The 22,744-nt window shown below is 37.8% G+C and carries 23 protein-coding genes; 11 read left to right on the top strand and 12 right to left on the bottom strand.

What is annotated here, in order from left to right:
• Positions 1 to 33: 33 nt before the first annotated feature.
• From RRV45_RS11725 to RRV45_RS11715, 3 genes are all read right to left on the bottom strand, one after another.
• The gene (locus RRV45_RS11725; protein ID WP_315664876.1) at positions 34 to 1,239 is read right to left on the bottom strand and encodes an MFS transporter; all 1,206 of its coding nucleotides are present in this window, start codon (positions 1,237 to 1,239) and stop codon (positions 34 to 36) included.
• A 185-nt stretch (positions 1,240 to 1,424) separates the two neighbouring features.
• Positions 1,425 to 1,772 (bottom strand): ArsR/SmtB family transcription factor, encoded by a 348-nt coding sequence (locus RRV45_RS11720; RefSeq protein ID WP_315664875.1) that lies wholly within the window; start codon positions 1,770 to 1,772, stop codon positions 1,425 to 1,427.
• Positions 1,773 to 1,818: 46 nt separating this feature from the next.
• A complete protein-coding gene (locus RRV45_RS11715; protein ID WP_315664874.1) occupies positions 1,819 to 3,555 on the bottom strand; it encodes a SulP family inorganic anion transporter in 1,737 nt (578 codons plus the stop codon).
• Positions 3,556 to 3,918: 363 nt separating this feature from the next.
• Here RRV45_RS11715 and RRV45_RS11710 point away from each other — a divergent pair, with 363 nt between their 5' ends.
• The gene (locus tag RRV45_RS11710) at positions 3,919 to 4,374 is read left to right on the top strand and encodes a nucleoside deaminase (protein ID WP_315664873.1); all 456 of its coding nucleotides are present in this window, start codon (positions 3,919 to 3,921) and stop codon (positions 4,372 to 4,374) included.
• Between the two features lie 67 nt (positions 4,375 to 4,441).
• Here the strand turns inward: RRV45_RS11710 and RRV45_RS11705 are convergent, their stop codons facing one another.
• Positions 4,442 to 6,199: a SulP family inorganic anion transporter gene (locus RRV45_RS11705; protein ID WP_315664872.1), complete on the bottom strand. Its 1,758-nt coding sequence runs from the start codon at positions 6,197 to 6,199 to the stop codon at positions 4,442 to 4,444.
• 208 nt (positions 6,200 to 6,407) lie between these two features.
• The gene (locus RRV45_RS11700) at positions 6,408 to 7,757 is read right to left on the bottom strand and encodes a uracil-xanthine permease family protein (protein WP_315664871.1); all 1,350 of its coding nucleotides are present in this window, start codon (positions 7,755 to 7,757) and stop codon (positions 6,408 to 6,410) included.
• A gap of 186 nt (positions 7,758 to 7,943) precedes the next feature.
• On the opposite strand from RRV45_RS11700, the gene RRV45_RS11695 reads away from it, so the two are divergent.
• Positions 7,944 to 8,918, top strand: coding sequence for an aromatic ring-hydroxylating dioxygenase subunit alpha (locus tag RRV45_RS11695; protein ID WP_315664870.1), 975 nt, complete (start codon positions 7,944 to 7,946; stop codon positions 8,916 to 8,918).
• Between the two features lie 237 nt (positions 8,919 to 9,155).
• The gene (locus tag RRV45_RS11690) at positions 9,156 to 9,416 is read left to right on the top strand and encodes a hypothetical protein (RefSeq protein ID WP_315664869.1); all 261 of its coding nucleotides are present in this window, start codon (positions 9,156 to 9,158) and stop codon (positions 9,414 to 9,416) included.
• Positions 9,417 to 9,452: 36 nt separating this feature from the next.
• Here RRV45_RS11690 and trhA read toward each other — a convergent pair whose 3' ends face one another.
• Complete coding sequence (trhA, locus tag RRV45_RS11685) at positions 9,453 to 10,100, bottom strand: PAQR family membrane homeostasis protein TrhA (RefSeq protein ID WP_315664868.1); 648 nt, start codon at positions 10,098 to 10,100, stop codon at positions 9,453 to 9,455.
• 144 nt (positions 10,101 to 10,244) lie between these two features.
• On the opposite strand from trhA, the gene RRV45_RS11680 reads away from it, so the two are divergent.
• Positions 10,245 to 10,820 (top strand): DUF1836 domain-containing protein, encoded by a 576-nt coding sequence (locus RRV45_RS11680; RefSeq protein ID WP_315664867.1) that lies wholly within the window; start codon positions 10,245 to 10,247, stop codon positions 10,818 to 10,820.
• 69 nt (positions 10,821 to 10,889) lie between these two features.
• Here the strand turns inward: RRV45_RS11680 and RRV45_RS11675 are convergent, their stop codons facing one another.
• Complete coding sequence (locus RRV45_RS11675; protein WP_315664866.1) at positions 10,890 to 11,921, bottom strand: LLM class flavin-dependent oxidoreductase; 1,032 nt, start codon at positions 11,919 to 11,921, stop codon at positions 10,890 to 10,892.
• Between the two features lie 127 nt (positions 11,922 to 12,048).
• Positions 12,049 to 12,885 (bottom strand): undecaprenyl-diphosphate phosphatase, encoded by an 837-nt coding sequence (locus RRV45_RS11670; RefSeq protein WP_315664865.1) that lies wholly within the window; start codon positions 12,883 to 12,885, stop codon positions 12,049 to 12,051.
• A 391-nt stretch (positions 12,886 to 13,276) separates the two neighbouring features.
• Between RRV45_RS11670 and RRV45_RS11665 the strand changes: the two genes are divergently transcribed.
• The 5 genes from RRV45_RS11665 to RRV45_RS11645 all read left to right on the top strand — a co-directional run bounded on the left by RRV45_RS11665 (position 13,277) and on the right by RRV45_RS11645 (position 18,055).
• Positions 13,277 to 14,335, top strand: a complete 1,059-nt coding sequence (locus tag RRV45_RS11665) for a multicopper oxidase domain-containing protein (RefSeq protein WP_315664864.1) — start codon at positions 13,277 to 13,279, stop codon at positions 14,333 to 14,335.
• Between the two features lie 203 nt (positions 14,336 to 14,538).
• Positions 14,539 to 15,897: a right-handed parallel beta-helix repeat-containing protein gene (locus RRV45_RS11660; protein ID WP_315664863.1), complete on the top strand. Its 1,359-nt coding sequence runs from the start codon at positions 14,539 to 14,541 to the stop codon at positions 15,895 to 15,897.
• On the top strand, positions 15,887 to 16,345 hold the full coding sequence (locus RRV45_RS11655) for a nitrous oxide reductase accessory protein NosL (RefSeq protein ID WP_315664862.1): 459 nt from the start codon (positions 15,887 to 15,889) through the stop codon (positions 16,343 to 16,345). The genes RRV45_RS11660 and RRV45_RS11655 overlap by 11 nt, the downstream gene beginning before the upstream one ends.
• A gap of 41 nt (positions 16,346 to 16,386) precedes the next feature.
• Positions 16,387 to 17,337 carry an ABC transporter permease gene (locus tag RRV45_RS11650; protein ID WP_315664861.1) on the top strand — a complete coding sequence of 317 codons (951 nt, stop codon included), beginning with the start codon at positions 16,387 to 16,389 and terminating at the stop codon, positions 17,335 to 17,337.
• A gap of 1 nt (position 17,338) precedes the next feature.
• Complete coding sequence (locus tag RRV45_RS11645) at positions 17,339 to 18,055, top strand: ABC transporter ATP-binding protein (protein WP_315664860.1); 717 nt, start codon at positions 17,339 to 17,341, stop codon at positions 18,053 to 18,055.
• A gap of 34 nt (positions 18,056 to 18,089) precedes the next feature.
• Here the strand turns inward: RRV45_RS11645 and RRV45_RS11640 are convergent, their stop codons facing one another.
• Positions 18,090 to 19,220 carry a CAP domain-containing protein gene (locus tag RRV45_RS11640; RefSeq protein ID WP_315664859.1) on the bottom strand — a complete coding sequence of 377 codons (1,131 nt, stop codon included), beginning with the start codon at positions 19,218 to 19,220 and terminating at the stop codon, positions 18,090 to 18,092.
• Between the two features lie 227 nt (positions 19,221 to 19,447).
• Here RRV45_RS11640 and speD point away from each other — a divergent pair, with 227 nt between their 5' ends.
• The gene (speD, locus tag RRV45_RS11635; RefSeq protein WP_315669017.1) at positions 19,448 to 20,254 is read left to right on the top strand and encodes an adenosylmethionine decarboxylase; all 807 of its coding nucleotides are present in this window, start codon (positions 19,448 to 19,450) and stop codon (positions 20,252 to 20,254) included.
• 157 nt (positions 20,255 to 20,411) lie between these two features.
• Here speD and RRV45_RS11630 read toward each other — a convergent pair whose 3' ends face one another.
• The 3 genes from RRV45_RS11630 to RRV45_RS11620 all read right to left on the bottom strand — a co-directional run bounded on the left by RRV45_RS11630 (position 20,412) and on the right by RRV45_RS11620 (position 22,092).
• Entirely contained in the window at positions 20,412 to 21,338 is a 927-nt protein-coding gene (locus RRV45_RS11630; protein WP_315664858.1) for a MerR family transcriptional regulator, read from the bottom strand.
• Positions 21,339 to 21,565: 227 nt separating this feature from the next.
• Positions 21,566 to 21,847, bottom strand: coding sequence for a hypothetical protein (locus RRV45_RS11625; RefSeq protein ID WP_315664857.1), 282 nt, complete (start codon positions 21,845 to 21,847; stop codon positions 21,566 to 21,568).
• On the bottom strand, positions 21,823 to 22,092 hold the full coding sequence (locus tag RRV45_RS11620; RefSeq protein ID WP_315664856.1) for a CGCGG family putative rSAM-modified RiPP protein: 270 nt from the start codon (positions 22,090 to 22,092) through the stop codon (positions 21,823 to 21,825). The genes RRV45_RS11625 and RRV45_RS11620 overlap by 25 nt, the downstream gene beginning before the upstream one ends.
• Positions 22,093 to 22,314: 222 nt before the next feature.
• Between RRV45_RS11620 and RRV45_RS11615 the strand changes: the two genes are divergently transcribed.
• Complete coding sequence (locus RRV45_RS11615; RefSeq protein ID WP_315664855.1) at positions 22,315 to 22,728, top strand: hemerythrin domain-containing protein; 414 nt, start codon at positions 22,315 to 22,317, stop codon at positions 22,726 to 22,728.
• Positions 22,729 to 22,744 lie beyond the last annotated feature (16 nt).

Raw genomic sequence — 22,744 nt, 5'->3', positions numbered from 1 at the left:
AAATTGTCTAAACCATCTTTCTTATTTTATCCTCTATCTGCTAACTGCATGTTCACGGCTTCTAGCGACTATAAATAGATAAAGAATGATGGAGAATAGAACAGATATTGCTGATGCCATATAAATTGCACTATATCCAAACCAGTGGCCAATCTGCCCGAATGCGATAGCTCCTATTCCCACTCCTAAATCAAAAAAAGAGAAAAATGTTGCGTTGGCCATTCCTCTCCGATGAATGGGTGCTTCCTTTACAGACCATGCCTGCAAGGCTGGCTGAACGGTCCCAAAGCCTAAGCCATAAAGAATGGCAGCTATGTATAGAATCAGGCTATTCGGTAGCCATGAAAGTAATCCCATCGAGATCACTATAAGAAGGGCACCTTGGACAAAAACGGCTTTATGTCCTTTTTGGTCATATATTTTTCCCGAAAATGTTCGTGATAGCATTAAGGCTAAGGCATAAAGCAGAAAATACCATTGGATCCCTTCTATCCCTTTTTGCGAAGAATAAAGGGGCAGGAATGTAGCGATTCCTCCGAAGGTAACGGTTAGAAAGAATAACAGCAAAGATGGCGGAAGAGCGCTTTTTTCATAGATGTCCCATTTCTTATGAGGCTGCTGCACAGCTACAGGGTCAACTTGTTTATATCGGATTTTAAAGGAAAGAATAAAGGCCATTAATCCAAGAAGTGAGCAAAATAAAAATAAGATCTTAAAAGAAATAAATCCTGTTAGGGCAAGGCCTAGTGTAGGTCCTAGAGCTAATGCAATGGTGCCCGAAAGTCCATAATACCCCATTCCTTCTCCGCGCCTTCTTGGCGGGATAAGATCGGTCGCGATCGTTCCAGACGCAGTTGTGGAAAAACCCCAGCCAACTCCTTGAACAATTCTAACTATGAACAGAAAAAATAAGCCTGGTACAAAACCGAAAGATCCTACGGAAATGACAAATATCCCTAACCCAAATAAGTAGACAAAACGCCTTCCTTTTGATTCTAGTGCATGCCCAGCATAAGGACGAAGAAGCAGGGCAGAAAAAGTAAAAATTCCGACTACAATGCCGATGAGCTGATCATTTCCGCCTAATTCCTCGACAAAAAGCGGGATCGTTGGCAGAGTCATATGAAACCCAAGGAAAACCAAAAAATTAGACATCACAATTAAGATAAAATCTCGCGTCCAAATCTTATCGGGCCTTATCCTATTCCCGGTTGTATCATCCACTCCATGTTGGCTCATTTTAAATTTCCCCCTGTGTAACTCTTTAATAATATTTTATTATATTTAGAGACGCTAAATATAATATCTATTGTATATAAAATTGGATGAAAATTCTATTTAGAAGGTTTGGCATTAGTTTTATCTATCAATAAGGATTTATTCTTTGTATTAACCGTAAAAAAACACAGCAATCAAATGCTGTGTTAGTCTGTATCCTCATTGCTCTCCATCTCAGATAATTTATCCAACATTGATATCGCATCCACAAGATGATTATTAAAAATTTGCCTTGCCACTTGAAGCAATTCAATAATTAATGGATCTCTTAAGGAATAAATCACCCGATTGCCATCCTTTGTACCCGTAACAATATTTTTCGAACGCAACACTGTTAGCTGCTGGGAGACCGCTGAGCCTTCACTGCCGACGAGTGTTTGAATTTCGTTTACACTTTTATCGCCTTCTGAGAGAAGCTCGAGAATTCGTATTCTAAGTGGATGAGCTAAGGCTTTAAAGAAATCTGCTTTAAATTTTTGCATTTCAAGGTTCATTTCAATAACCCCTCTTTATTTAGTGCAATGATGAAGTAAATGCCTTTTAACCGGTTTGTTGTGCCATGCCGGATAACGCGGTGCATTCCTTAAAAGCAAAATGTTTGCAGCCTAGGCATTTCACCTTATTTAAATCCTGTAAGGCATAATCGATCGCATCGCCTGTATGCTCGAAGAATCGCTCTTCTCCGATCAGGTCGAATAAACCGGTTTTTAGCATAACTTTCTTCGGCTGTGGCCTTATTCCAGAAATTAAAACGGTGCCATTCTTGGAGAATTCTTTAATGATGCTGGCTAAAGAAGCTTCTCCTGTTGTATCCATAAATGGAACCTTAGACATTCTTAGCAGCAATACCTTTGGTTTATAGTTGATGGTGCTCATGATTGTTTGTGAAAAGGTTTGCGCCGCGCCAAAGAATAAGGGGCCCTCAATATTATAAATACTAATTTGGGGGCAATCGTGAGTATCAGTAACCATATGGGTTAGAACTTTTTCGTGTTTGTTCTTCGGATCTGGCAATGCTTTAGCAGTTACCATTACATCACTCATCCGTTTCGTAAATAGAACAACGGCTAATAATAATCCGACCTCAACAGCAACTGTTAAATTAATAAATACAGTTAAAAGAAAGGTGACGGTCAGAACAAGGGAATCTTCCGTTTTTGTTTTTAATATATAATAGAATACATGTCTTTCACTCATATTCCAGGCAACTACCATTAAGATTGGCGCCATACTGGCTAATGGAATACTTGATGCGTATGGGGCAAAGAGTACTAGTATTAATAATACCATGATTCCATGAATGATCCCAGAGAATGGGGATACTGCCCCGTTTTTTATGTTTGTGGCTGTTCGGGCAATCGCACCGGTTGCTGGAATACCCCCGAATAAAGGAGTAATCATATTGGCGATCCCCTGTCCTACAAGTTCTCGATTGCTGTGATGTTTGCTATTTGTCATTCCATCAGCCACGACGGCAGACAGTAAAGATTCAATTGCGCCGAGGATGGCAATGACGAACGCGGGTCTAATCAGCTGCACGATTTTGTCAAAGGTTATTTCAGGAATGGAGAACCGCGGTAAAGTACTAGAAATCTCCCCGTAAGTTGAGCCAATGGTTGCAATCTCTCCTGGATAAAAGATGGACGCTGCAATCGTTGACAATAGCAAGCCAATTAATGGTCCTGGCACCCGAGGAAAAAGCTTAGGTGTGAGAATAATAGTTACTAAGCAAATTCCAGCAGTTAACACACTATAAAAATTAATTGTATGAAGATGTCTAGAAATTTCTACAATGTTGTTGTGAAATAATTCATGCTGCTTCACGTCCTGAAGCCCAAGAAAATTGGCGATTTGCCCTGTAAATATAATAACAGCAATTCCCGAAGTAAATCCGATCGTGACAGGTCTAGGGATGAACTTGATTAATGCCCCTAACCGAAATATTCCCATTAAACAGAGCATAATCCCCGCTAAAAATCCTGCAATTAGAAGGTTTTCGTAGCCATAGGTAATCACAACTCCAAATAATATCGGGATAAACGCCCCAGTTGGACCGCCAATTTGGTATTTTGAACCCCCAAATACAGCAATTAAAATTCCGGCAATAATTGTAGTATAAATTCCATACTCGGGCTTGACCCCTGATGCAATGGCAAAAGCCATGCCTAGAGGAATAGCTATGACACCTACAACTAATCCAGACAATAGATCCTTTTGAAAGCCCTGTAAAGAATACCCTTTATACCTGCCTGTAAAAAACCATTTTTCTTGCTTCATGTTAACCCTTCTTTATTTTAGTATAATCATAAATTAGTATATCTGATTATTTGAATATATCATATTAAAAATGTACACCCAATTTTTTATCCTGTCAAAGAAAATTTTGATTGGATAAAAAGATTTTTACAGATTGTATAAAAGGGAAATGGGCATTCACTAATGCAAGATATTTCAAAAAATGAGAATTATGATAGTGAAAGTTAGACAAAACTGTATTACCCAATTTCTCTTCAAAGCTCTACAAGCATGGGGGTAAATAGATTGAAAGAGTTTAAGAAATATTTCTGGAGTTTCACCTTGCCATTTTTTATGATACGTTAATAAGAAATGAGTTTAGTATAGAAAGGAGATTTTATTATTATGGATTTATTCATGAAGCAAGCCATTCAATTAGCGTTGAAAAATGTTGAGCAGGGAGGGCAGCCGTTTGGTGCTGTTTTGGTAAAAGACAATGAAGTTATTTCTGAAGGAGTAAATGAACTTCACATTCATTATGATGTAAGTGGACATGCAGAATTATTAGCAATCAGAAGGGCTCAAGAGAAGCTGCAAACATTAGATTTAAGTGACTGCACCATGTATGCTAGTGGTGAACCATGTGCAATGTGCTTAACTGCCATGTATTTTGCAGGGATTAAGACAGTTTACTATGCTGCTTCCATCGATGATGCGGAAAAAGCAGGCCTAGGCAAATCAAAAATGATCTATCTTGATATTGCTAAAGGACGAAATGAGCGAGAAATAAAAATGATTCATATGCCTAATGACGAGTCCATTGCTGATCCGATGGAGCAATGGGAGGAAAAGCAAAAGTAGGAACAAGTCGATATAATTAACATAAGAAGGAGCGGCACTTTTGCAAGTTCGCTCCTTTTTGACATAGCTATGATGAAGAGAGAAGTTTCTTCTGACTTAACATTTCATTTCCTTGTGAAAGGGCCTTACATTCATTAAAGGCGAAATGCTTGCATCCAAGGCATTTATCTTTAGTGAGAAGGGCAAGAGCCAAATTGATGGCATCCCCAGTGTGCTCAAAGAAATGCTCCTCACCAATCACATCGTACAAGCCTGTTCGTTGCAAAACACTTTTAGGCTGAGCATTTATGCCTGCAATTAAAACAACCCCGCTTTTTGAAAAATGCCTCACAATAGAGGCAAGTGAGGCTTCACCCGTTATATCCATGAAAGGAACCTTTCCCATTCTCAAAAGTAAGACCCGAGGTTTATAATGAATAGTTTTCATTATCGTCTGTGAGAAAGATTGCGCAGCCCCAAAGAATAATGGTCCTTCAACACTATAAATACTAATTTGCGGGCAATCACGGTTCTTCGTGACCATAGTCGACTCCACTTTTTTATTCTTATGCAGTGGGTTAGGCAAAACCTTAGCTGTGACCAAAATGTCACTCATCCGTTTTGTAAATAAGACAAGAGCGAGCAGTAGGCCTATTTGAACTGCAATAGTTAAATTTACAAAAACAGTAAGCAGGAAGGTAACAACGAGAACAATTGAATCCTCAGTCTTAGTCTTTAATATATGTTTGAATACATGTTTTTCACTCATATTCCAAGCGACAACCATAAGAATAGGCGCCATACTTGCCAGTGGAATCGTCGAGGCATATGGTGCAAATAGAACAAGTACAAGTAAAACAACAGCACCATGGATGATTCCAGAAAAAGGAGAAACTGCCCCTGTTTTAATATTTGTGGCGGTTCTCGCTATCGCTCCAGTTGCCGGAATCCCTCCAAATAATGGGGTGATTATATTCGCAATTCCCTGTCCCTTAAGCTCCCTGTTACTATTATGTTTTCCATTCGTCATGCCATCTGCAACAACAGCTGACAATAAAGACTCAATACTTCCTAAAAGAGCGATCACAAATGCAGGTCCGATTAATAGTCGGATTTTTTCCAGTGTAATTTCTGGAAGCTGCAGCCTGGGCAATGAACTTGGAATTTCGCCAAAAACTGTGCCAATCGTGGCAATTTGGCCAGGGTAGAAAATGGACGCAATGACGGTAGATACTAATAAACCGATAAGAGGACCTGGAATTTTCGGAAGAAACTTCGGAGTGAGGAGAACGGTCATAAGGCAAATTCCCGCAGTTAAGAGACTATAGATATTAATTGTATCGATATGAACAATGATTTCTCGCATGTTTTGCAGAAAATATTCATGTTTTTCAATGTTCTCCAAGCCAAGAAAATTAGCGATTTGTCCAGAAAATATAATCACAGCAATGCCCGAAGTGAAACCAATCGTGACAGGTTTAGGGATAAATTTAATTAAAGACCCAAGGCGGAAAAATCCCATGAGCAAAAGAATGATGCCCGCTAAAAAACCAGCAATTAATAAATTTTCATATCCGTATGTCATGACTATGCCAAATAGAATGGGAATAAATGCCCCAGTAGGACCGCCAATTTGGTACTTCGAACCGCCGAAAAGCGAGATTAATATTCCAGCGAAAATGGTTGTATAAATTCCGTATTCCGGTTTAACACCTGAAGCAATGGCAAATGCCATACCAAGCGGGATAGCAATGATACCAACTACCAGGCCGGATAAAAGATCCTTTTGAAATCCTCGAAAAGAATAACCCTCATATCTCCCAGTAAAAAATGATTTCCGCTGCATAACCATCCCTTTTTCATATATTTTTATTTTAGTATATTTGATTATTTGAATATACTATATATAGAATGTATCTTGTATAGGAAGTAAAGTCAATGAAAGAGATTCCTAGAAGGGCTTTGTATTGAAAAAAACCGAGCGAAAACACTAACATGGATACAAAAAAAGGAACTAATTTTAAAATTAGTTCCTTCAAAATAAACTTCTCTTTTTATGGAGTATCGGTTATCTCACTTACTGGTTCAGCAGCAGATTTTTTTTCTCCGGACGGAATGACTAAATTCAATATAACAGTGGCAAGTGCGCCAACTGTAATTCCAGAGGATAAGATATACGTTGCCCATTCAGGTGCACTATATAGAACTTCTTTTGGCAAAACAGTAACAGCTAGAGTTAAAAGAATTGGAATCCCAATAATCATCATATTGCGGTCATCAATAATAATTGGCTGGATTACCTTCATTCCATTTGTCACTATGGCGACACAGACAATCCCGAATATCCCGTTTATAACAGGTTCAGGGATGCATGTGATGGCAGTTGATAGCTTCGGTACAAGTCCTAAACATACAAGGATGAAACCACTGGCCATAATTGCTAATCTGCTTGCAACACCCGTGATAGCAAGAAGTCCCGCATTAGATGAGTAACCAGTCATTGGCGTGCTTCCAAACAGGGCACCAACAAAGCATCCTAGACCTTCACCAACAGATGCACGGTTTAAACGCTTCTCATCAAGCTCTTTTCCAGTAACGGTAGAAACGACAAACCAAGTTCCAGTCGTTTCGATTAAAATAATAAAATAAACTAAAACCATTGTAATAATAGCACTTACATTAAAAATCGGTTTTCCAAAAGGAAGAAATGATGGCAATGAGAACCAAGCTGCCTCCTTAACAGGGGAGAAATCAACAGTACCAAAAAAACTAGCAGTTGCAGTTCCGGCAACTATGGCAATTAACACAGAAACCAAGCGGAAAAAGGTTCCTACTCCGTTCACTTTGCGGCCAAGAAGCATACAAACGATCAGTACGCCTGCAGAAACTGCAGCAACGATTATGTTGTCACCTACATTACCAGGTGCAATATAGATATTATTTATTCCGACAGGCATTAAGGCAATCCCAACAATAATAATAACGGTTCCTCCGACAAGAGGGGGAATGACTCTTTTGACAACCTTTGCAAACCATTTCATTGGATATCCTAGAAGCGCAATAATCAGTGCTCCTGGAATAAGACTTCCTGCAATAGCCCCTAAACCAAGCTTTCCCCCAATAGCTGCAATGGCTCCAATCGGTACATAGGAAGGACCTTGTACAACTGGCAGCTTAATTCCTGCACCTGTCTGAATTAAAGTAGCAAGCCCTGTTGCCAGAAAACACATTTGAATAAAGAATGACGTATTTTCAGTTCCTAAAGATAAAAGTCCTGCGATGATGATTGGTGCAATATACAAATCCATAGCTAACACGTGCTGTGCTCCAAGAAGGAGTGCCTTGCCATAACTAATTTTATCATCTACTCCGATGATAATCCCATTTTCTGGTTTCCTATCCAACAGAATTCCTCCTTGATTATCTGTGTTTTTCATGTTTTCAAGTGGATTATATTAAAAATCAAATCGTTTGTATATAAAAAACGAACATTTTTTTAATTTTTTTTAAATACGTTCGTATTTTATATTGACCGAAGATAATAATCTTATTACAATGAAAATAGAAAAAACGTGATAAAGGAGACTAACATGATACAAGATAAAGTTTTGTTAGAAGATTGGATTGTAGCTTGTCGTTCTGTTGATGTGAAAGAAAAGCCAATCCAAGTGGTCTTAATGGGAGAGCGGCTAGTTATTTTTAGAAATAGTGAAGGGGTTCATGCATTTAAGGATTTATGCATTCATAGAGGGGCTGCTTTATCATTGGGCGAAGTGAAGAATGACTGCCTAGTTTGTCCTTATCATGCGTGGGAATTTCATCATGATGGAGATTGTGTCAAGATCCCGCAGCTTCCTAAGGAGCGTGCTATTCCAAAAAAAGCAAAAGCGATTAAATATGCATGTCAAGAAAAGTATGGTTTTATCTGGGTGAATCTTGCTAATAATAATCCTGATTTTTTCTATTATAAAGAGATGGAAGGAACTAATTATCGTAATGTTATTTGGGGACCGCAGGAAGTAAACGCTAAACCGCCTCGCATCGTAGAAAATTTCCTTGATGTCGGTCACTTAGCGGTTGTCCACCAAGGATTCCTTGGCACAGAAACTCATCGTGAAATTCAGGATTACTATGTCCATAAAGAGGGGAGCCGAATTTATTCAGACGAAATTGCTATCTACCAGCCTGATCCCGATGGGTCTGGAAACCCGAAATATGTGTATTACACATATGAGATTATTCGTCCTTTAACCGTTTTATTTACGAAGAGAGATCGCGAAAACGGGACCCATATGACGATATTATTAACGATCCGGCCAAAGGATGAAGATAATTCTGTTGCTTACGGTATCCTTTCCTTCGACTATGAAACTGGGTTGAAAGATGAGGAGATTATAAAGTTCCAAGATGAAATCTTCTTACAAGACAAACCAGTCGTAGAGAATCAAAAGCCTGAAGAGCTGCCGCTTGATTTACAGGTTGAGCTTTCACTTGTATGTGATAGAATGAGTATTGCTTATAGGCAGTATTTAAAAGAACTTGGCGTAGTCTTGGGAACGAATTAAAAAGAAAGTTTACGCGGTACTATTTTATTAAGGTACCGCGTTTTTCACTTTATTTGCAACACACCTCCCTCTGTACAAGTTTTCCAAATTTCTTTGAAGTTATGTATCGGTCAGGCTCCATATAGAAGTTGTCATAATAATCCCTTTTAGCCATTCATTTCATCTTAAATCCATTGCATAATTCTGTTAAAGTTGTATAGAAATTTATTATATGTGTTTTATTAGAGGAGGAGAGCAATGGAGTATATTATAGGGTTACTTATAAGCATCGCGATTACGGCATATATGGTAATTGATGCACCTAAGCATGGGAAAAGTCCGGTATTATGGGGAATCCTAGGTTTTATATTAGGTCTGTTAGGCTTGGGGATTTACTTAATCGTCACAAATAGAAAAGTGTTAGGCTGGATTATTGTCGTTTTATTTATTTTGCTTATCATTGGTATTATTCTTATTTTTGCATTTTTCCTATCGATGTTTATTAATATGGGCTATTAGAGAATAGAAAAACCCGCTCACAGAGCGGGTTTTTCATTATATTACAAACATATAAACACATAGAAAATGAGACATGCTGCCAAGCATAATAAAAATATGAAAGATTTCGTGAAAGCCGAAATGTTCAAACTCCAAAAACTTTGGCTTTAGCGCGTAAATCACTCCTCCAATTGTGTAAAGGATTCCTCCGGCTAATAGAAGAAGAATGCCAGCCGTGCTTAATGATTCAGACAAAGGGGAGAAGGCAAACACAATAATCCAGCCTACTGCCACATAAAGTGCGGTAGATAGCCATCTTGGACAATTAAACCAGACCATTTTAAATAGGACACCGACCACTGCGATGGCAGAAACAATTGAAAATATTAACCAGCCTGTCGTTCCCTTTAGGCTAATCAGACAAAAGGGTGTATAGGATCCAGCAATTAATACAAAAATCATTGAATGGTCAAGTCTTCTGAGAAAAGAAATGACTTTATCCTTAGCAACTACCATATGATAGGTAGCTGATGCGGAATAAAGCAGAATCATGCTGATGCCAAAAATAATGACAGAAGTGATCGCAATTGGAGACGCTGTTGTTATGGAAGCTTTGATCACCATCGCTAGAAGTCCAACAAAGGAAAGAATCGCTCCAGCTAAATGCGTAAGACCGTTAATAGGCTCTCGAATAAAAGATGTCATAAATTATCCCCCTAATGTGACTGTATGTAGTTTCTATAACTACTTATAATGATACAGCCATTCTGATACATAGTCAATCATTTACTTACTCTTATTAATACTGTAATATTTACTTAATGATTATGAATTCAGAGGTTAATATATATGGAAAACTTGCAAAAAATAATCGAATCACTTAACTTAAACAGACAAATTTCTTTAAATGAGATTCCTGAAATTGATCTTTATATGGATCAAGTTATCCAGCTGTTTGAAAATAAATTTAGCAGCACGAAGCGTAATGAGGATGAAAAGGTTCTGACAAAAACAATGATCAATAATTATGCTAAAGGAAAGCTTTTATTCCCAATCAAAAATAAAAAGTATTCAAAAGACCATCTCATATTAATTAGCCTTATTTATCAGTTGAAGGGCGGACTTTCAATAAATGATATTAAGGATACATTGTCTAACATTAATGCAAAAATCATCGACCATGAATTCGAGGTGGATCGATTTTATGATAGCTTTCTGCATCTTACTGAAAAGAACCTTTCAGTCTTTTATAATGATGCTGAAAATAAAGTAGAGGATGTAAAGCATGAGGTAAAGCTGCTGGAAGATAGTGCTTCAGGGGAACTAGAGAAAATCCTTATGATTGCCTCATTCGTCCATATGAGTAATTTGTATCGCCGAACAGCAGAGAGGCTAATTGATGAGTTAGGGGAGAAAAAGAATTAGAAGGGGCATGGGGACAGGTACACTGTCCCATGATTCCCGACTGGCCTATATACCTGAAATGCATCCTTCTCAAGAGGAGCCTTTCATAATGTTTGATATGATTTCAAACGACCGGAGGCGATCCTGATGATAATAAATTTGCCCATTGATCATGATTTCGTCTGCTTTAGTTTCATTCAGAAACTGTTGGAGCTTCACTTTAACCTTTTCTGGTCCGCCAATAATCGAAGAACCGAGCTGCTTTTCTAAGATGGATTTCTCATATTCGCTCCAAAGTTCATCCATATTATTGACAGGAGGGTTTAGCTGACCTGGCGTATTCCTGACTAAGTTTAGAAATTGCTGCTGCATAGATGTTGCGAGCCACTCTGCTTTTTCATCAGAATCAGCAGCTATCACATTCGTTCCTACCATAGAATGGGGTTTATCCAAAACAGAGGAGGGCTGGAAGCTTTTTCGATATAAATCAAGGGCTGGCAAAGTGTTCTCTGGCGAGAAATGACTTGCGAATGCAAATGGGAGGCCAAGAAGTCCTGCAAGCTGTGCACTGAAACCACTCGAACCAAGCAGCCAAATTGGAATGTCTAACCCTTCACCTGGGACAGCTCTAACTGGCATTTGACCTGAAGCTCTTGATGGATCAAAGTATGTACGCAATTCTTCCAACTGTTCAGGAAAATCCTGTCCATCTGATCTTCGGTCACGTCTCAATGCTCTTGCAGTTATTTGGTCTGTTCCGGGAGCACGTCCCAGGCCAAGATCAATGCGGCCAGGAAATAGCGATTCTAATGTACCAAACTGTTCTGCAATAATGAGAGGGGCATGATTGGGAAGCATAATTCCTCCTGAACCAACTCGAATTTTCTTAGTTCCAGCTGCCACATGACTAATAACGATTGAAGTCGCTGAACTAGCTATCCCTTGCATATTATGATGCTCGGCAAGCCAGTAACGGTGATAACCCCATTTTTCAGCTTGCTGAGCAAGATCTAGCGTATTTCGAAACGCTTCAGATGCTGTACCGCCAACTATGATAGGGGACAGGTCTAAAACAGAATAGTGAATTTCGTGAAGTGGTTTATTTTCAGACTGTACTTCCATATTCTTCATCTACCTTCATACAATATTCTCTTAAAGGATTTACCTTTAAAAGCAATTTTATCAATTAATAAGAAATCAGGATAATGAAATGCTTACAAAAAAAACGGACTAAGGCTAGTCCGCTTTTTTAGAAAAATACAATATAGATGACTAATGCCAAAACAATTCGGTAAATGGCGAATGGCACAAGTTTGATTTTATTAATCAGTTTTAAAAAGAAACGTATAGACAAAAGGGCAAAAACAAAGGCGCTAATAAAGCCAGCGATGAAAAACGGCAGGGCATCGATCGTGAAATATTGCCAGTTTTTTAATAGTGAGATGAAGCTCGCACCAGCCATAATCGGTACAGCCATGATAAAGGTGAAATCAGCTGCTGCACGGTGGCTCAACCCGAGCAATACTCCACCGGAAATCGTTGAACCTGAGCGTGAAAAACCGGGCCAGAGTGAAAAGCATTGTATCAATCCAATAGAAAATGCCTGTTTATAAGTAATTTGGTCAACAGTGTCCACTTTTGGCCGTTTCCCTCCAAAAATATCTGCAAAGATCATAAAGATAGCCCCAATAACTAAGCCAATTAAAACTGTTTCAATGGAAAATAAGTATTCATCGATATAATCTTCAAATAAAACACCAAGAATACCAGCCGGAATCAGACCGACAATGACCTGAGTCAGCTTCAAACGGCTTTCTGGAATCGCAGCATCCCTTTTCTGTTTCCCAAGACCGAGCATGTCAATAAATCTATCTTTAAAGATGATGACAACTGCAAGAATGGATCCTAACTGGATAACAACCTTAAATGTATTCGCTGTCGACTTCGATAAAAAATCCTTTGAATGAAGCCACATATCATCCACAATGATCATATGCCCCGTAGATGAAACTGGAGCAAATTCTGTTAAACCTTCAACTAATCCAAGTATGATTGCTTTTAAAATCATCATAAAATCAACTATCATTTTTTTCTGAAATTCTCCTTTTTGTATGTAGGGATATTAAGTCTATTCAATTGCTTCTTTTGCTCTCATTATAATAGACGAATATGCAGTTCAAAACCTTACACTTATAGATTAAAAGTATTTTATAAAACGGACAAAATGCATGGGCTGTTAAAGTATAGCACAAATAAAAGTGAGATTTCCATGGAATTATCGGATGTTTGGAATGACAGCGATTTCAAAGTTCCAATTTTATACGAAAGTCTGCAATTATGTACGGAAAGATTCTTAAGAACATACTTCACAAACTTTTCACAGACTCGGGATCTTTTGTGAGTAATATCACCTATTCAGAGAATTGGAAACAGTATGATTAAGATGTGAAGGAAAGGATATTAAAGGAGGAGTTAACATGAAAAAGGGTTTGAAATATCTTCTAACATCCGCAATTGGACTAAGCTTACTAACCGCATGTAACCAACAATCTTTACAAGAAAAACCACAGCCAGAGCAAAAGGTATTAGCAGCAGAGAAAAGTACTAATGAGGTCATAGCCCCACATAAAGGGGTCAACCAGGAACCAGTACCGTTGAAAATCGAAAGGGTGGGTCCTACAGAAGTAAACGTGGAAATGACATCACAGATTACAGACATTGAAATAGACAAAGGAAATATTTACAAAGCTTGGACATTTAACGGGGAAGCCCCAGGACCGGTTGTAGTAGTAAATGAAGGAGACACAATTAACTTTACATTAAAGAATATGGATCCGGCCATTCCGCATAGCATGGATTTTCATGCTGTTCATGCAGCACCATCTAAGGACTTTATCAATGTAATGCCTAATGAATCAGGAACATTCAGCTATCCAGCAAATAAGCCAGGTGTATTTATGTACCATTGTGGAACAGCACCAGTACTTTCACATATTGCAAACGGAATGCATGGTACGATCATTGTTAAGCCGAAAAATGGCTATCCAACAGATGAAGGAATTAATAAAGAATTCGTAATGATACAAAACGAATGGTATAAATATAACGATTTAGACGATTTCACAAATGGTGTACCGAGTCATGTCGTATTTTCAGCAAAAGCTCTTCAAGAAGGTGACCTAAATACAAATGGTGATACGTTCACACTAAAAGAGCAGCCACTGTTAGCAAAAGTTGGAGACAGAGTAAGAATCTATATTAACAATGTAGGACCAAATGAAGTTAGCTCATTCCATGTTGTTGGTACAATATTTGATGATGTATATATTGACGGTAACCCATATAACCATTACAAAGGATTACAAACAGTTATGCTTCCAGCCAGCGGCGGTGCTGTAGTTGAATTTACTGTAACAAGAGTAGGAAGCTACCCAATTGTCACACACCAATTCAACCATGCACAAAAAGGAGCCGTCGCCATTCTTAAAGTAACCGAAACTGGTGAAGACGACGGTAAGGCTACAATGAGCCATTAATAAATAGATAAATAAATCACACAACTAAAAGTATACAAGAAAAAATTAATAATGTGAACCTTAAGTTTCAAATAAAGAGGGCAGATATTCCTAAACGATTTATGGACAGATGTGAAACATGCAACCTAGGAACACTGCCCTTTTAGCTGTATCATCAAAAAATCGTTTATTATGGTAACAGTGATTGGGGAGGTGTATCCCATTTGAATAAAAAAGTTCTCCTATTTATTGTATGTGCCTGGTTCTTTTTTGCTGGTAAAGTTCACGGAGCGGAAGTAACTGTATCCAATACAAAGGAGCTTCAAGGGGCATTATTAAATCCAACTTCTTCTGTGATAAACCTCAAAACGGGAGAATATATAGGCCCATTAACCATAACTCATTCCGTCCAACTTATCGGTGAAAAAGGAGCTAAGATCATCGGTCCATATGAAGGGAACGTTCTTACCATTGATGCAGATGACGTGACGGTTGAAGGTCTGCAGATAGAAGGAAGCGGTTCTCAAAATGCTGGGATTTATATTAAAGGCAATCGTTCTCATATTCATCATAATTTAATTAGAAATGTATTTCATGGGATTTATGCTCATGAAAGCTATGGCCATCGTTTTGAACAAAATACTATTACTAGTTTTGAAGAAAAGTCTAAATATAAAGGCTATGGGATTTATTTAGTGAAGGCACCAAATACTTCTGCCAATAGCAACCTCATTTTTGAAACACAGGATGGGGTTTATGTATCCTATTCTGAATTCTGTGAGTTAAAAGGAAATCAAATGATTCGGACAAGGTATGGTGTTCATACAATGGATTCCAGAAACGTCCTAATCTCGCAAAATCAAGTACGTGAAAGTGTAAATGGACTGATGATTATGCAAAGCTATGAAGTTTTTATTCTAGAAAATATCTTTTATTTAAATACAAAAGTTGACGGTGCAGGGATGTTTATCTATGACACTTTCGATTCAAAAATTGCCTCCAATGTGGTCATGAGTAACTATAAGGGAATCCTTATGGAAAATGCGAAACGAAATCGGATTGAGTTTAATACATTTCTAGAAAACGATACAGGATTGGAATTAAGAAAGAACTCTGACCAGAATTATGTTTATTTAAACAATTTTTATCAAAATACAAAACAGATAATTTCTGATAGTAAGAATGTGAATAAGTTTAGCAAGGATCAATATGGAAATTATTTCGATGATCATCAATCCTTAAGCCTAAATAAAGATAAAATTGTTGATTTTGCCTATAAAAGCGGGGATGTTTTTTACAATATGACAAACAAAGAGCCGTATTTACAAATTTTCCATCGAAGTCCAGCAGTGGAGTTATGGAATATGATTGAAAAGTTCACCCCGATTCCATCTGATACATTTGTGATTGATGAATATCCGCTCATGAACCCAGCGCCCGTTAATTGGGAAAAGAGTCAAAGTGAGCTGTCATATAAAGAGAAAAGAGATAGGAACTTTTCTCAGATCCTCTCTTTTTTACTCATTTTATCGGTATGTTCCTATATCTTATTTAAGTTTGGGAGGGAGAAACATGAAGTGTAGATGGTGGATCCTGTTATTGGCTGTTGTGGTATTCTTAACTGCCTGCTCTGATAAAACAGCTGCTCCAATCGAAATAAAAGCAAATGAGGAAGATTGTGATACTTGTCACATGGGCATAGAAGATTTACATTCGGCCGCACAGATCATTTTGGAGGATGGCAAACCGATGTTATTCGATGATATTGGCTGTATGGTGGTCTATATGAAAGAACATCAGACAAAGTATGAAGCTGCCTTCGTTCACGACTACGACTCAAAGGAATGGATATCGTTCGATAATAGTACTTTCATCCAAAGTCAGGATATTCATAGTCCTATGAATTATGGAATTGCAGCATATGAAACAGAGAAACAAGCAGCTGCCATGCAAAAGGAACAAGGAGGGGAGATATATACTGCAAAAGAGTTATTAGAAAAGGATTTGAAGGGTACAAAGCACGGGCATTAAGTTTAGGAGATTTTGGCGGAAATCCATAGATGGGAGGGGAAATGATGGATATTTTGTATTCAATGGTTAGACATGAGCTGCGATTGCTGCTTAGAAGTAAGTGGTTATTGAATTTTATGATTCTCTTTATTTTTCTATCTGGATTGCTTTATTTCTATGGGTTGAACTCCGTTAAACTAGATCCCGTCAAAGTAACTTATGGTTTAGAAGGAGTTAATAGCAATATCGAAACAATGGGCGTGAATCCAGAGTATTACGGTTTAAAGGAGATTAAACAGCAGCCAGCAGATTCGGAAAATATAAATCAAACGGCATATAATCGTTCTATTGCATTGCTCATTAATTTATCCCTATGGCTCTTGCCGATTATTTGTTTAATTCTGGGGGCAAATTCCATTATTGGAGACAAAGAGAGCGGCAGACTAGGATTATATAAAACGTATCAAATTTCTTATTGGAAATATATGCTCAGCAAATTTTTATCATTAGTGGTTTCCATGTTTGTCGTCATGGGCGTATCTTATGGATTATTCGGTCTTATTTTTTCTATCATCGGGAAATCTTTTCAAGCTTCTATCTTTCAGGTTTTCCTAAGTGTGAATATGCTTCTCATTATTGTATTTTCTGCCGCTTCATTATTCGTAGGAGCGATTAGCAAAACAAGAATGCAGGGATTGTCATATGCACTGTTCTTCTGGTGTATTACAGTTTTCATTTATGAGTTTGTTATTATGACTGTTATCAATTGGATTCCATACGCTTTTAAACTCAATAGTTTATTTTTCTTTATTTTGCTAAACCCAATTGAATCTATTCGAGTATGGTCGATTTCTAAGCTTAATGCAGAATACGTATTTGGTCCAGAGTTTTTAATAATTGAACAATGGAGTGAGAGTGGCATGCTTTCCATTTCATTAATGATCTCAATCGTGCTTCTAATGTGGATCGCCATGGTCATCTCAACTAAAATGTTGAAGAAAAGGGGAGTCTAGCATGATACTTGAACTAAGAAATCTCTCCAAAAAATATAAACATAAAACGGCTTTATATCCGGTAGATGCCGGAATTATTCTGGGAGAATGTGTCGTATTATGTGGAGGAAATGGTGCAGGTAAGAGTACGATGATCAAAATGATAACGGGGATTGATCAAGCATCCTCTGGAAAGGTGGTTTTTCATTATAAAAAGAAAAAGCCATTTGCCTATATGCCAGACCAAATGAATTTCCCGCCAGATTTGACACCCATTGAAATCTTACATTACTATGGAAAGTTTTTAAAAGCGGACAAGGAAAAAATTCAACAGGTTTTGCAGGAAGTGGGCTTGTGGGAGGAACGGAATCTAAAGGTTGGCGGCTTCTCTAAAGGCATGAACCAGCGCCTTAACCTTGCTCAATGTTTGCTTGCAGATACAGACATATATATATTAGACGAACCTACGAATGGCTTGGATCCTTACTGGGTCATTCAGTTTAAAAGAATTTTACAAAAGCTGAAAAATGAACATAAAACCGTGATTGTCAGCAGTCATATCATGCGAGATGCCATCGAAATCGCCGACAAAGTCATGATTTTATTTAATGGAAAGGTCCGGTCTTTTGGGACTTTAGAGGAAATTTATCATGAGCATAACAGTGAATCGCTTGAGGAAGTATTCTTAAGCATCCATGAAAATGAAAACCAGGAGCAGTTGAATGCTAGAATGATATAAGAAAACGGGCCGAGTTAAATGCTCAGCCCGTTCATTATTTTCTGAAAAATTTTTCAGTATAGTAGGGTTGGGACTTCGAATTAAATGCCACACCCACACCTAAATATTGATATTCTGGCCTAAGGATGTTTTCACGGTGACCGAGTGAATTCATCAAACCTTCGTGGGCAAAAATACTGCTAAATTGTCCCATTGCGAGATTCTCTCCAGCTGCAGTGAACGATACCTGATCCTCACTCATACGGTCAAAAGGTGATTGTCCTTCTAAATTTGTATGGGAAAAGTAATTTTTTTCAGCCATATCAAGGCTATGGCTCCGAGCTGTTTCCTTTACATGATCATCCCATTTCAATACGGACTTGCCATGTTTTACACGGTCAGCATTCGTCAAATCAAATAATTGGTATTCAAATCCTTCCTTCAGCTGTTGTGACTCATTTGCATAAAAGTAATTTTTAGCCTGTTCTAAATCATCGTCAATCATTTGAATGGCTGTCACGGTATTATTGACGTGCTTATCGTAAAAAACCGTTACATAGCTCTGGTCCATAGAAAAAACATCATAATCTCGTTCTTTTTCAAACTGATAAAAAACTAAGCCTTTGCGAATTTGATTTAAAGGCTTACCAAGTTGTTGAAGAACATCTTCTTTTGTACTGCCTAGCTTTATCCCTTTTGCTGAAGAAATTAAGTCTTGATTTGTGTATAGACCTGAAACCTGTTGATTCGTATCGTATGTGACCATGAAGAAGTTGTGATAATTTTCATGATAGGTATACCATTTAGTTCCATATTCATTATAAGTGGTCCTTTTGGGAGTGCCTGCCAGCTTTTCAACATTCTCCTTACTTTCCCCAAGAACAATATTATGAATCGAAAAGGTTTGGTTGGAAGGAATGGATAATTTCGGTTTATCTATTGGGTTTGGATCTTTATTTGGAAGAAGCTCAACTTTTTCATTCATTTTCCCAGCTAACTGATTAATGGCGGAATAAATCGTCTCGATCGTTTCAGAAACCTGAGGATTATCCGATATGGCTTGAACTTCATCCTTAAACCTATCTAACACCGGATAAAAATCAGTTTGTTCCAACTGTTTTTCAATGAAGGGCCATGATATATACAAAATAAAAAGTAACAATAATGTTCGAAAAAATTTCCTCAACGTTTCACCATCCGTCTTTATCCTCTATTGACTATCACAATTATTACCCATTCATTATAAATTTTAAAAAACAATTATTAATAAAATAAAATACACTTAGGTATTTTTGGTAAATGACATTGCATGATTTTTTGTTAATTAAAAAACTAATTATTGGAAGCGATTTTGGGCAATATAACAATATTTACGGAGATTTATTAACAGTCATTAAAGAGGGGGAATGGATTGTGAGCTTAACTCCAGAACAAAGAATTGAACTGCATGGGTTCAATAATCTAACAAAATCGTTAAGTTTCAATATGTATGATATTTGTTATACAAGAACGAAGGAAGAGCGGGAGGCTTACATAGAGTACATTGATGAGGAATATAGCGCCGAAAGGCTTACCAAAATCCTTCAGAATGTATCTGACATCATTGGAGCTCATGTGCTGAATATTGCCCAGCAAGACTATGTTCCACAAGGTGCGAGTGTGACTATGCTTGTGTCAGAAGGCCCTGTTGTCGAGGTTCCGAGCGAATCCTTTTCAGAATCACCAGGGCCCCTTCCTGAATCTGTAGTCATGCAGCTTGATAAAAGCCATATCACTGTACATACCTATCCTGAATATCACCCTTCGGAAGGAATAAGTACTTTTCGTGCAGATATTGACGTGTCGACCTGTGGAGAAATTTCTCCCTTGAAGGCTTTAAATTTCTTAATTCATTCCTTTGATACTGACATTATGACGATCGATTTCCGTGTCCGCGGATTTACAAGAGATAAAGATGGCCAAAAGCTCTTTATCGATCATGATATAAGCTCGATCCAAAACTACATTCCAGAAGAAATCAAAAATGAATTTGATATGATTGATGTGAATATTTATCAGTCGCATATTTTCCATACAAAATGCCGGATTCGGGATTTTGATTTGAATAATTATCTCTTTGGATACACAAAGGACACTCTTAGCCAAGAGGAAGTGGACGAAATCACCGAGAAACTCAAAACTGAAATGGACGAGATTTTTTACGGGACGAATATAAATTAAACCTTATTTTGGACAAGAATTGGGAGAAATGGAATAAAAAAAATCCTCAAATACTGGTTTACTGGACAGGTTTCAGTGTTTTACCCAAAACCTGTCCAAATACATCATTGATTTGACCAGAAATAGAGAAATTCATCAAAAAGATGCAGGATTTATGTTAACTCCAGAACTTCCACCATGGTTTTTCAACCTTCTCCTCAGCCGCTGCGGCTTTACGGAAGCTGACGATTAAATCCTGAAACATCATTTCCCGATGATTAACATCTTCCCAATATTGCTCCCGTTCGCGTGTAATGGTCTCAAGATAAATTTCTCTATCCGTATTTAATGTTTCAATAAGTGCACTAATTTCAGTATGGGTAACCTCGGCTGAGCTTGAAATATAATGGATCATCGTTTTGAATTCCTCGGAAGCAGCTTCAGACGATTCTGTAACACGATGAACCAAAGAGCGCAGCTGTTCGGAAGTGCCTTTCGAAGCTTTCGCAACCCTTTTCGATAGAGCTTCGAGCGTTTCGGAGGCGTGTTCCGAAGCATTATGTATATGGTTTGAAAGCTCATGAATTTCAAGCTTTGTTTTTTCATTCGATTTATAAATGGAGTCAGATAGACTTTTCACTATGTGTACTGATCCCTTCGATATTTCTTTCTTTACTTCTTCTAGTACTTCTTTACGAATGCTTGTCCGAATTTCGGCTCTGACATCATCAATTAACTGATTCCTGAATGTTTCCATTGCTGCATAAACCATTGATATATCAGGAATTTCCTCCCTGCTGCTAATTTCTTCTTCTGATATGGGAGCTAGTGAGGTTTCGATTGATTCGGAAGTTGATTCCGAAACCATATGCTGGTGAAGCAATTCCTTAATCATTTCCTTACTCAGGTTTTTATTACGCATCTGCTTTATGGTTTCAAGTAATTTGATTTCCTCGTTGGTATAGAATCGTGCCCCTTGCTTAGATCGGGGGATCACTAACAACCCATCTAAATCCTTTTCCCATTGCCGCAGTGTTCCAGGAGGAATATTTATCATTTTTGAGACTTCCTTAATCGTATAGGCTTTAACGAATTGATTTGGCATAAATTCTTCATCCCTTTCTGTCTATAGTCGTTATGAATGTTTCGGAAGGTAATTCCGAGTTAATTTTTCTATGTAAGTGTTATTCAGCAAAGCCTATCCCTTTTTCCTGCAACATGACAAAAGCTATCAAAAGAAGACGGATTTCAGCAGAAATAGGGGATTTCGACAGCGTGGATCATATTTAGCGAAAAAAAGAGAGTAAACAGTTGCTGTTCGCTCTCCTCTAATTAATGGGGAAAATAAATATCCAATTTGCAAGATTGATTTCTCAGAGTATAGTAATGCTGAAAAGCACGATTAATAAAATAATTTGGATATTCCTGTAAATAAATGGTATAGTTAATGTCGTTTTTCCGGCTAAAAATAAGATGATCATCAGTCACATCGATCGTATCGAAATGGAAGCCCTCTCTTTTCCAAAGGAAATCGTCTTCATCGTAAAAATTGAGGATGACTTGACAATGTTGGAACTCCGCTAATACCCCTAATTGCTCGATTCTTTTTTCCATACTCTTAGCACATGCCCCCCACAGCCGCATTGATCAATATAATTGATGTGAATGCTGCTGCCAAAATATAGAACTAAAGCCTCTGTCAAATAGTGACCAGGATGGTCAAATACAGCAGGTGTCACAACATTCACATAGTAGCCCTTTTTCGTTTGCTCGACCGCATTAATGGCATCCTTGACAAGTAACTCTATATCCTCCTCATATTCTCCATGCTCTAGAGAAATTGACCAGTTTCTTCTCATTTTCTCACCTCATACTTATATTTTAATATTCTGCATAAAGACAGCAGGTGATTTCAATCACAATAAAGGAGAATGATACTTCCCAAAAACTAGCCTATTAACGAAAACACTCACAGATTTGACCTAAAGTTTTGATTTATTAAAGTTTTTATAACTAACAATATGGACATGCTTATGGGTAAATGTGGAAACACGCTGAAAACAGAAAGGAAGTGGACTTTGATGTCAGGACCAAGCTTAAAGAAACAGGATGCTCATTCTTCGATCCATGAAGCAGCTTTAAATGAAGCGATGGAATTAAGGGAGCTATACAGCCGCTGTTTAAAGGAGGGGGACAAACAAAAAGCTCTACATGTGGCCGAAATAACCATTGAACATTGGGAATCAAGAACACTCGCACATGCTGAGTCAGAGGAAAATGGCTTGTATCAGGAAATGGCTAACGAAAATCCACAACTGCAGGAATTAGTCCTTCAGCTTACCAGGGATCATGATCTCATGAGAAGAATGGTGGAAAATATGAAAGAAAAGCTGAAAAAACTTGAACCTGATGAGCATTTTATTCGTTTGATGGATGGGCTCATCATTGTCGACCAAATTCATAATGATGATGAGATGAATAAACTTCTGGCATAACACAAATACTAACGCA

Origin of the sequence: Bacillus sp. DTU_2020_1000418_1_SI_GHA_SEK_038 (assembly GCF_032341175.1) — a bacterium.
Classification (GTDB): Bacteria; Bacillota; Bacilli; order Bacillales; family Cytobacillaceae; genus Cytobacillus.
Note: the sequence above shows the minus strand (reverse complement) of the source record. Positions and strands in the feature narration are given on the sequence as shown.

Excerpts from the sequence above, each read along its gene's own strand:
- RRV45_RS11665 (WP_315664864.1), top strand. The coding sequence starts at position 13,277 with ATGAAAAAGGGTTTGAAATATCTTCTAACATCCGCAATTGGACTAAGC.
- RRV45_RS11715 (WP_315664874.1), bottom strand. The coding sequence starts at position 3,555 with ATGAAGCAAGAAAAATGGTTTTTTACAGGCAGGTATAAAGGGTATTCT.
- RRV45_RS11630 (WP_315664858.1), bottom strand. The coding sequence starts at position 21,338 with ATGCCAAATCAATTCGTTAAAGCCTATACGATTAAGGAAGTCTCAAAA.
- trhA (WP_315664868.1), bottom strand. The coding sequence starts at position 10,100 with ATGACATCTTTTATTCGAGAGCCTATTAACGGTCTTACGCATTTAGCT.
- RRV45_RS11615 (WP_315664855.1), top strand. The coding sequence starts at position 22,315 with ATGTCAGGACCAAGCTTAAAGAAACAGGATGCTCATTCTTCGATCCAT.
- RRV45_RS11725 (WP_315664876.1), bottom strand. The coding sequence starts at position 1,239 with ATGAGCCAACATGGAGTGGATGATACAACCGGGAATAGGATAAGGCCC.
- RRV45_RS11675 (WP_315664866.1), bottom strand. The coding sequence starts at position 11,921 with ATGGAAGTACAGTCTGAAAATAAACCACTTCACGAAATTCACTATTCT.
- RRV45_RS11625 (WP_315664857.1), bottom strand. The coding sequence starts at position 21,847 with ATGGAAAAAAGAATCGAGCAATTAGGGGTATTAGCGGAGTTCCAACAT.
- RRV45_RS11680 (WP_315664867.1), top strand. The coding sequence starts at position 10,245 with ATGGAAAACTTGCAAAAAATAATCGAATCACTTAACTTAAACAGACAA.
- RRV45_RS11655 (WP_315664862.1), top strand. The coding sequence starts at position 15,887 with ATGAAGTGTAGATGGTGGATCCTGTTATTGGCTGTTGTGGTATTCTTA.
- RRV45_RS11645 (WP_315664860.1), top strand. The coding sequence starts at position 17,339 with ATGATACTTGAACTAAGAAATCTCTCCAAAAAATATAAACATAAAACG.
- RRV45_RS11620 (WP_315664856.1), bottom strand. The coding sequence starts at position 22,092 with ATGAGAAGAAACTGGTCAATTTCTCTAGAGCATGGAGAATATGAGGAG.
- RRV45_RS11670 (WP_315664865.1), bottom strand. The coding sequence starts at position 12,885 with ATGATAGTTGATTTTATGATGATTTTAAAAGCAATCATACTTGGATTA.
- RRV45_RS11705 (WP_315664872.1), bottom strand. The coding sequence starts at position 6,199 with ATGCAGCGGAAATCATTTTTTACTGGGAGATATGAGGGTTATTCTTTT.
- RRV45_RS11710 (WP_315664873.1), top strand. The coding sequence starts at position 3,919 with ATGGATTTATTCATGAAGCAAGCCATTCAATTAGCGTTGAAAAATGTT.
- RRV45_RS11690 (WP_315664869.1), top strand. The coding sequence starts at position 9,156 with ATGGAGTATATTATAGGGTTACTTATAAGCATCGCGATTACGGCATAT.
- RRV45_RS11695 (WP_315664870.1), top strand. The coding sequence starts at position 7,944 with ATGATACAAGATAAAGTTTTGTTAGAAGATTGGATTGTAGCTTGTCGT.
- RRV45_RS11720 (WP_315664875.1), bottom strand. The coding sequence starts at position 1,772 with ATGAACCTTGAAATGCAAAAATTTAAAGCAGATTTCTTTAAAGCCTTA.
- RRV45_RS11650 (WP_315664861.1), top strand. The coding sequence starts at position 16,387 with ATGATGGATATTTTGTATTCAATGGTTAGACATGAGCTGCGATTGCTG.